Annotated in this window: 5 protein-coding genes; all 5 read left to right on the forward strand. The window is 45.1% G+C overall.

All coding sequences use genetic code 11. The features are described 5' to 3' along the window. The 5 genes from HT730_RS01905 (at position 1) to HT730_RS01925 (ending at position 6,126) form a co-directional block, all read left to right on the forward strand. Positions 1-1,032, forward strand: a complete 1,032-nt coding sequence (locus HT730_RS01905; RefSeq protein WP_173306629.1) for a 3-deoxy-7-phosphoheptulonate synthase — start codon at positions 1-3, stop codon at positions 1,030-1,032. 44 nt (positions 1,033-1,076) lie between these two features. After that, a complete protein-coding gene (gene acpS, locus HT730_RS01910; protein ID WP_173306630.1) occupies positions 1,077-1,439 on the forward strand; it encodes a holo-ACP synthase in 363 nt (120 codons plus the stop codon). Continuing rightward, positions 1,429-2,532, forward strand: coding sequence for an alanine racemase (alr, locus tag HT730_RS01915; RefSeq protein WP_173306631.1), 1,104 nt, complete (start codon positions 1,429-1,431; stop codon positions 2,530-2,532). Before acpS ends, alr begins: the two co-directional genes overlap by 11 nt. 18 nt (positions 2,533-2,550) lie before the next feature. Next, a complete protein-coding gene (gene recG / locus HT730_RS01920; RefSeq protein WP_173306632.1) occupies positions 2,551-4,566 on the forward strand; it encodes an ATP-dependent DNA helicase RecG in 2,016 nt (671 codons plus the stop codon). 579 nt (positions 4,567-5,145) lie between these two features. Next, the gene (locus HT730_RS01925) at positions 5,146-6,126 is read left to right on the forward strand and encodes an acetylxylan esterase (RefSeq protein WP_173306633.1); all 981 of its coding nucleotides are present in this window, start codon (positions 5,146-5,148) and stop codon (positions 6,124-6,126) included. Positions 6,127-6,297 lie beyond the last annotated feature (171 nt).

The raw sequence follows: 6,297 nt of genomic DNA on the forward strand, positions 1-6,297 counted from the left end.
ATGGCATTTATTGAAAAAGGTCAAGAAATCGATATTGAAGCAATCAAGGCAGAAACCCAATTGTCTGCGGAAGCCTTGCGACTAAAGGAGCGCCGTGATAGAGAATTGGCAGATATTATTTCAGGAGAAGATGACCGGATCCTTTTGGTGATTGGTCCTTGCTCGTCTGACAATGAAGAGGCTGTCTTGGAATATGCTCGACGTTTATCCGCCTTGCAAAAGAGGGTAGCGGACAAGATTTTCATGGTTATGCGCGTGTATACTGCTAAGCCTCGTACTAACGGAGACGGCTATAAGGGCTTGGTGCACCAGCCAGATACTTCTAAGGCTCCAAGCCTGATTAACGGTTTGCAGGCTGTGCGCCAGTTGCACTACCGCGTGATTACAGAGACTGGTTTGACGACGGCAGATGAGATGCTTTATCCGTCAAATCTAATCTTGGTGGATGACTTGGTCAGCTACCATGCTGTTGGAGCTCGTTCTGTGGAAGACCAAGAGCACCGCTTTGTGGCTTCTGGGATTGATGCACCAGTAGGGATGAAAAATCCAACCTCAGGAAATTTGGGTGTTATGTTTAACGCCATCTATGCTGCTCAAAACAAGCAAACCTTCCTTTATCATGGGCAGGAAGTTGAGACTTCAGGTAATCCTTTGGCCCATGTTATCCTCCGTGGAGCAGTCAACGAGTATGGCAATTATATGCCGAATTACTACTATGAAAACCTACTCCAAGCCATTGAACGCTATGAAACTATGGGACTTGAAAATCCTTTTATCCTCATTGACACCAACCATGATAACTCAGGCAAGCAATATATGGAGCAGATTCGAATTGTTCGCCAGACCTTGCAGAATCGTGATTGGAATGAGAAGATTAAAAAGACGGTTCGAGGATTTATGATTGAATCTTACCTAGCAGATGGTCGTCAAAATCAACCAGAGGTCTTTGGTTGCTCTATTACGGATCCTTGCTTGGGTTGGGAAAATACAGAGGCTTTGGTAGAAGAGATTTATGCTACCTTGACAAAATAAGTGAAAAGGATGGAGTTGGGGAATCTCAACTCCTTTTGATGAGAATGATAGTTGGACACGGAATTGACATCGAAGAATTGGCTTCGATAGAAAGCGCAGTTACACGACATGAAGGATTTGCTAAGCGCGTGCTGACAGCCAAGGAAATGGAACGGTTTAACAGTCTTAAAGGGCGCAGGCAAATCGAATATTTGGCAGGTCGCTGGTCGGCTAAGGAGGCCTTTTCCAAGGCTATGGGAACGGGTATTGGCAAGCTCGGTTTTCAGGATTTGGAAGTCTTGAACAATGAACGCGGGGCGCCTTATTTTAGTCAGTCACCATTCTCAGGAAGTATTTGGCTGTCTATCAGCCACACCGATCAGTTTGTGACAGCCAGTGTCATTTTGGAGGAAAATCATGAAAGCTAGTCCGCATAGACCAACCAAGGCTCTGATTCATCTGGGAGCTATTCGACAAAATATTCAGCAAATGGGGGCTCATATCCCTCAAGGAACGCTCAAGTGGGCAGTGGTCAAGGCCAATGCTTACGGTCATGGAGCAGTAACCGTTGCTAAGGCGATTCAAGATGATGTAGATGGCTTTTGCGTTTCCAATATTGATGAAGCCATTGAACTCAGACAGGCTGGACTGAGCAAGCGAATCCTCATTTTAGGAGTTTCTGAGCTAGAAGCTGTTGCTCTAGCTAAAGAATACGATATCACCTTGACGGTGGCTGGGCTGGAGTGGGTTCAAGCCCTCTTAGATAGGGAAGAAGACCTAACTGGATTGACAGTCCACCTCAAGATTGATTCAGGAATGGGACGGATTGGCTTTCGAGAGGCTTGTGAGGCTGAGCAGGCTCAAGACTTGCTCCAACAACATGGTGCTCGTGTTGAAGGGATTTTTACCCACTTTGCTACTGCTGATGAGGAATCAGATACCTACTTTAATATCCAGCTAGAACGGTTTAAAACTATTTTAGCTAGTATGAAAGGTCTTCCAGATTTGGTTCACGCAAGTAATTCGGCAACGACTCTTTGGCATGCAGAGACTATTTTCAATGCGGTTCGTATGGGAGATGCCATGTATGGTCTTAACCCTAGCGGAGAGGTCTTGGACTTACCCTATGACTTGAAACCAGCCTTGACCTTGGAGTCTGCTCTGGTTCATGTCAAGACAGTTCCATCTGGGGCTTGCATGGGTTACGGGGCGACCTATCAGGCAGATAGCGAGCAAGTCATCGCGACGGTACCAATTGGCTATGCGGATGGTTGGACACGAGACATGCAGAATTTCTCTGTCTTGGTAGATGGCCAAGCTTGCCCAATCGTCGGTCGGGTTTCGATGGACCAGATTACCATTCGTCTGCCTAAGCTTTATCCGCTAGGAACCAAGGTAACCTTGATTGGCTCCAACGGTGACAAGGAAATCACTGCAACTCAGGTAGCTGCCTACCGTGGGACTATTAACTATGAGGTGGTTTGTCTCCTCAGCGACCGCATTCCGAGAGAATATTATTAGAAAAGAAAGGAGTGGAGCATGAATCTACATCAACCCTTGCATATCTTACCTGGTGTGGGACCAAAGTCAGCAGAAAAATACGCCAAACTAGGAATTGAAAATTTGCAAGATCTCTTGCTCTACTTTCCTTTCCGTTACGAAGATTTTAAGACCAAGCAGGTGCTGGAACTGGAAGACGGGGAAAAGGCAGTTCTGTCTGGTCAAGTCGTGACTCCTGCCAGTGTCCAGTATTATGGTTTCAAACGCAATCGTCTACGCTTTAGTCTCAAGCAGGGAGAAGTTGTTTTTGCGGTGAATTTCTTTAACCAGCCCTATCTAGCAGATAAGATAGAGTTGGGAGCAACTCTTGCTGTCTTTGGAAAATGGGACCGTGCCAAGGCTAGTTTGACTGGGATGAAGGTCCTGGCTCAGGTGGAAGATGACCTCCAACCTGTCTATCGCTTGGCTCAGGGAATCAGTCAGGCCAGTCTGGTCAAGGTTATCAAGACGGCCTTTGATCAGGGATTGGACCTCTTGATTGAGGAAAATCTTCCCCAGTCTTTACTGGACAAATACAAACTCATGTCCCGTTGTCAGGCCGTTCGTGCCATGCATTTTCCTAAGGATTTGGCAGAATACAAGCAGGCCCTTCGCCGTATCAAGTTTGAGGAACTCTTTTATTTCCAAATGCAATTGCAGACGCTTAAGTCTGAAAATAGAGTTCAGGGAAGCGGTCTGGTTCTGGAGTGGTCTCAGGAAAAAGTGACAGCAGTTAAAGCAAGTCTTCCTTTTGCCCTGACCCCAGCTCAAGAAAAAAGTTTGCTGGAAATTTTAACCGATATGAAGTCCGACCACCACATGAATCGTCTCCTACAAGGGGATGTGGGGAGTGGAAAAACGGTAGTCGCTGGTTTGGCCATGTTTGCAGCGGTGACAGCTGGCTACCAAGCAGCCCTCATGGTACCAACAGAAATTCTCGCAGAGCAACACTTTGAGAGTCTACAGAGTCTCTTTCCAGACCTAAAACTGGCTCTCTTGACAGGTTCCTTAAAAGCTGCAGAAAAGAGAGAAGTCTTGGAGACCATTGCCAAGGGTGAGGCTGATTTGATTATCGGAACCCACGCTCTGATTCAGGATGGAGTAGATTATGCTCGTCTTGGTTTGATTATCATCGATGAGCAACACCGTTTTGGTGTGGGGCAAAGGCGTATTTTACGGGAAAAAGGGGATAATCCAGACGTACTCATGATGACGGCGACTCCCATTCCACGGACGCTGGCTATCACAGCCTTTGGTGATATGGATGTTTCCATTATCGACCAGATGCCTGTGGGTCGGAAGCCTATTGTGACGCGCTGGATCAAGCATGAGCAACTACCTCAGGTCTTGATTTGGTTAGAGGGGGAAATTCAAAAAGGTTCTCAAGCCTATGTCATCTCTCCCTTGATTGAAGAATCAGAAGCTCTGGATTTGAAAAATGCCATTGCCTTATCAGAGGAGTTGACGGCTCATTTTGCAGGCAAGGCAGAGGTGGCTCTTCTACATGGTAAGATGAAGAGTGACGAAAAAGACCAGATCATGCAGGAGTTCAAAGAGCGAAAAACGGATATTCTAGTTTCGACAACGGTTATCGAGGTTGGGGTTAACGTTCCCAATGCGACTGTTATGATTATCATGGATGCCGATCGCTTTGGTCTGAGCCAGCTTCACCAGCTCAGAGGTCGTGTCGGTCGGGGGGACAAGCAGTCCTATGCTGTTCTCGTTGCCAATCCCAAGACTGATTCTGGGAAAGACCGCATGCGCATCATGACAGAAACGACCAATGGATTTGTCCTTGCGGAGGAAGATTTGAAAATGCGGGGTTCAGGAGAGATTTTTGGAACCAGACAGTCAGGACTTCCAGAGTTCCAAGTGGCTGATATTATCGAGGATTTTCCGATTTTAGAAGAAGCCAGAAAAGTTGCTAGCTACATTAGTTCGATAGAAGGTTGGCAAGAGGATCCAGAGTGGCGCATGATTGCCCTTCATCTGGAAAAGAAAGAACATCTGGATTAAGCTTTCTCTAAGGAAAACTTAAGCTAGCTTTCAGGTTTGGCCCTTATACTAGAGTCATCAAAAAGAAGCGAGGACTCTCATATGACAGTAACGATTAAAGTAAATTACCCAACCACTTTCCAAAAGAAGGAAGCAAAAAACTAGTATAAACAGAAGAGAGAGCGAAATGCTCTTTTTTCGTTACACAGAAGCTTGGCAAGAGGATCCAGAGTGGCGCATGATAGCTCTTCATTTGGAGAAGAAAGAACATCTGGATTAAGCTTTCTCTAAGGAAAACTTAAGCTAGCTTTCAGGTTTGGCCCTTATACTAGAGTCATCAAAAAGAAGCGAGGACTCTCATATGACAGTAACGATTAAAGTAAATTACCCAACCACTTTCCAAAAGAAAGAAGCAAAAAACTAAGATTGAATAGGAGAAGAAAGAGCGAAATGCTCTTTTTTCGTTTCTAAAACTACTTTCAGCCCATCATCCTAAAAGTAAAGAATCTAAATTCACTTTCTATTTACCCTTCTTTCTTGCATTGATTACATAGATATGCTACAGTTGTGGTAGCGATTACAAAATAAAAGGAGCATGCTATGAAAAATCCAACTTTGTTAGAAGAAATCAAGACTTATAAGGGCAGGGATGAGGTTCCAGAAGACTTTGATGCTTTCTGGGATGAGGAAGTGAAAAAAGTTTCAACTCTTCCAGCCTACCACTTGGAGGAAAGAAATTTCCACATTCCTCAAGTCAAGTGCTATGAATTAACCTTTGAAGGAAGCAATGAAGGAAAGATTTATGCACGCGTTGTTCTTCCAAAGAGTGAGGAGAAGGTTCCGCTAATCTTCCATTTCCATGGTTATATGGGACGTGGTTGGGATTGGGCCGACATGCTGGCTTTCACCGTAGCTGGTTACGGTGTTGTTTCCATGGATGTGCGGGGTCAGTCAGGTTACTCACAAGATGGTTTGCGTTCTCCTCTAGGAAATACAGTTAAGGGGCATATTATCCGTGGTGCTGTGGAAGGTCGTGACCACCTCTTTTATAAGGATGTTTATCTGGATATTTACCAGTTGATTGAAATTGTTGCCAGTCTGCCTCAGGTGGATGAGAAGCGCCTTTCTAGCTATGGTGCCTCACAAGGAGGAGCCTTAGCTCTGGTTGCGGCAGCCCTCAATCCACGGATTCAGAAAACAGTTGCCATTTATCCCTTCTTATCAGACTTTAGACGAGTCCTTGAGATTGGGAATACTAGCGAGGCTTACGACGAACTTTTTCGTTATTTCAAGTTTCACGACCCCTTCCATGAAACTGAGGAGGAGATTATGGCGACCCTTGCCTATATCGATGTGAAAAATCTTGCCCATCGTATCCAAGGTGAAGTTAAGATGATTATTGGCTTGGACGACGATGTTTGCTACCCTATTACCCAATTCGCGATTTACAACCGCCTGACTTGCGACAAGGTCTATCGCATCATGCCTGAGTATGCCCATGAAGCCATGAATGTATTTGTCAATGACCAAGTCTACAACTGGCTCTGTGGTAGTGAGATTTCTTTTAAATATGTGAAATGATGAATGAGAGAGCCCAGTAGCTCTCTTTTTGTACAGATTCTAGTCAGCAAAGATTCTAGTTCATATATACTTTGAAATTCATACTCTTCGAAAATCTCTTCAAACCACGGCAGCTTTATCTGCAACCTCAAAACAGTGTCTTGAGCAGTCTGCGGCTAGCTTCCTAGTTTG

Origin of the sequence: Streptococcus sp. k-628, assembly GCF_013277475.1 — a bacterium.
Taxonomy (GTDB): Bacteria; Bacillota; Bacilli; order Lactobacillales; family Streptococcaceae; genus Streptococcus.

Bases quoted from the DNA above. Each gene is read 5' to 3' on its own strand.
- HT730_RS01925 (WP_173306633.1), top strand. From the start codon at position 5,146: ATGAAAAATCCAACTTTGTTAGAAGAAATCAAGACTTATAAGGGCAGG.
- recG (WP_173306632.1), top strand. From the start codon at position 2,551: ATGAATCTACATCAACCCTTGCATATCTTACCTGGTGTGGGACCAAAG.
- acpS (WP_173306630.1), top strand. From the start codon at position 1,077: ATGATAGTTGGACACGGAATTGACATCGAAGAATTGGCTTCGATAGAA.
- HT730_RS01905 (WP_173306629.1), top strand. From the start codon at position 1: ATGGCATTTATTGAAAAAGGTCAAGAAATCGATATTGAAGCAATCAAG.
- alr (WP_173306631.1), top strand. From the start codon at position 1,429: ATGAAAGCTAGTCCGCATAGACCAACCAAGGCTCTGATTCATCTGGGA.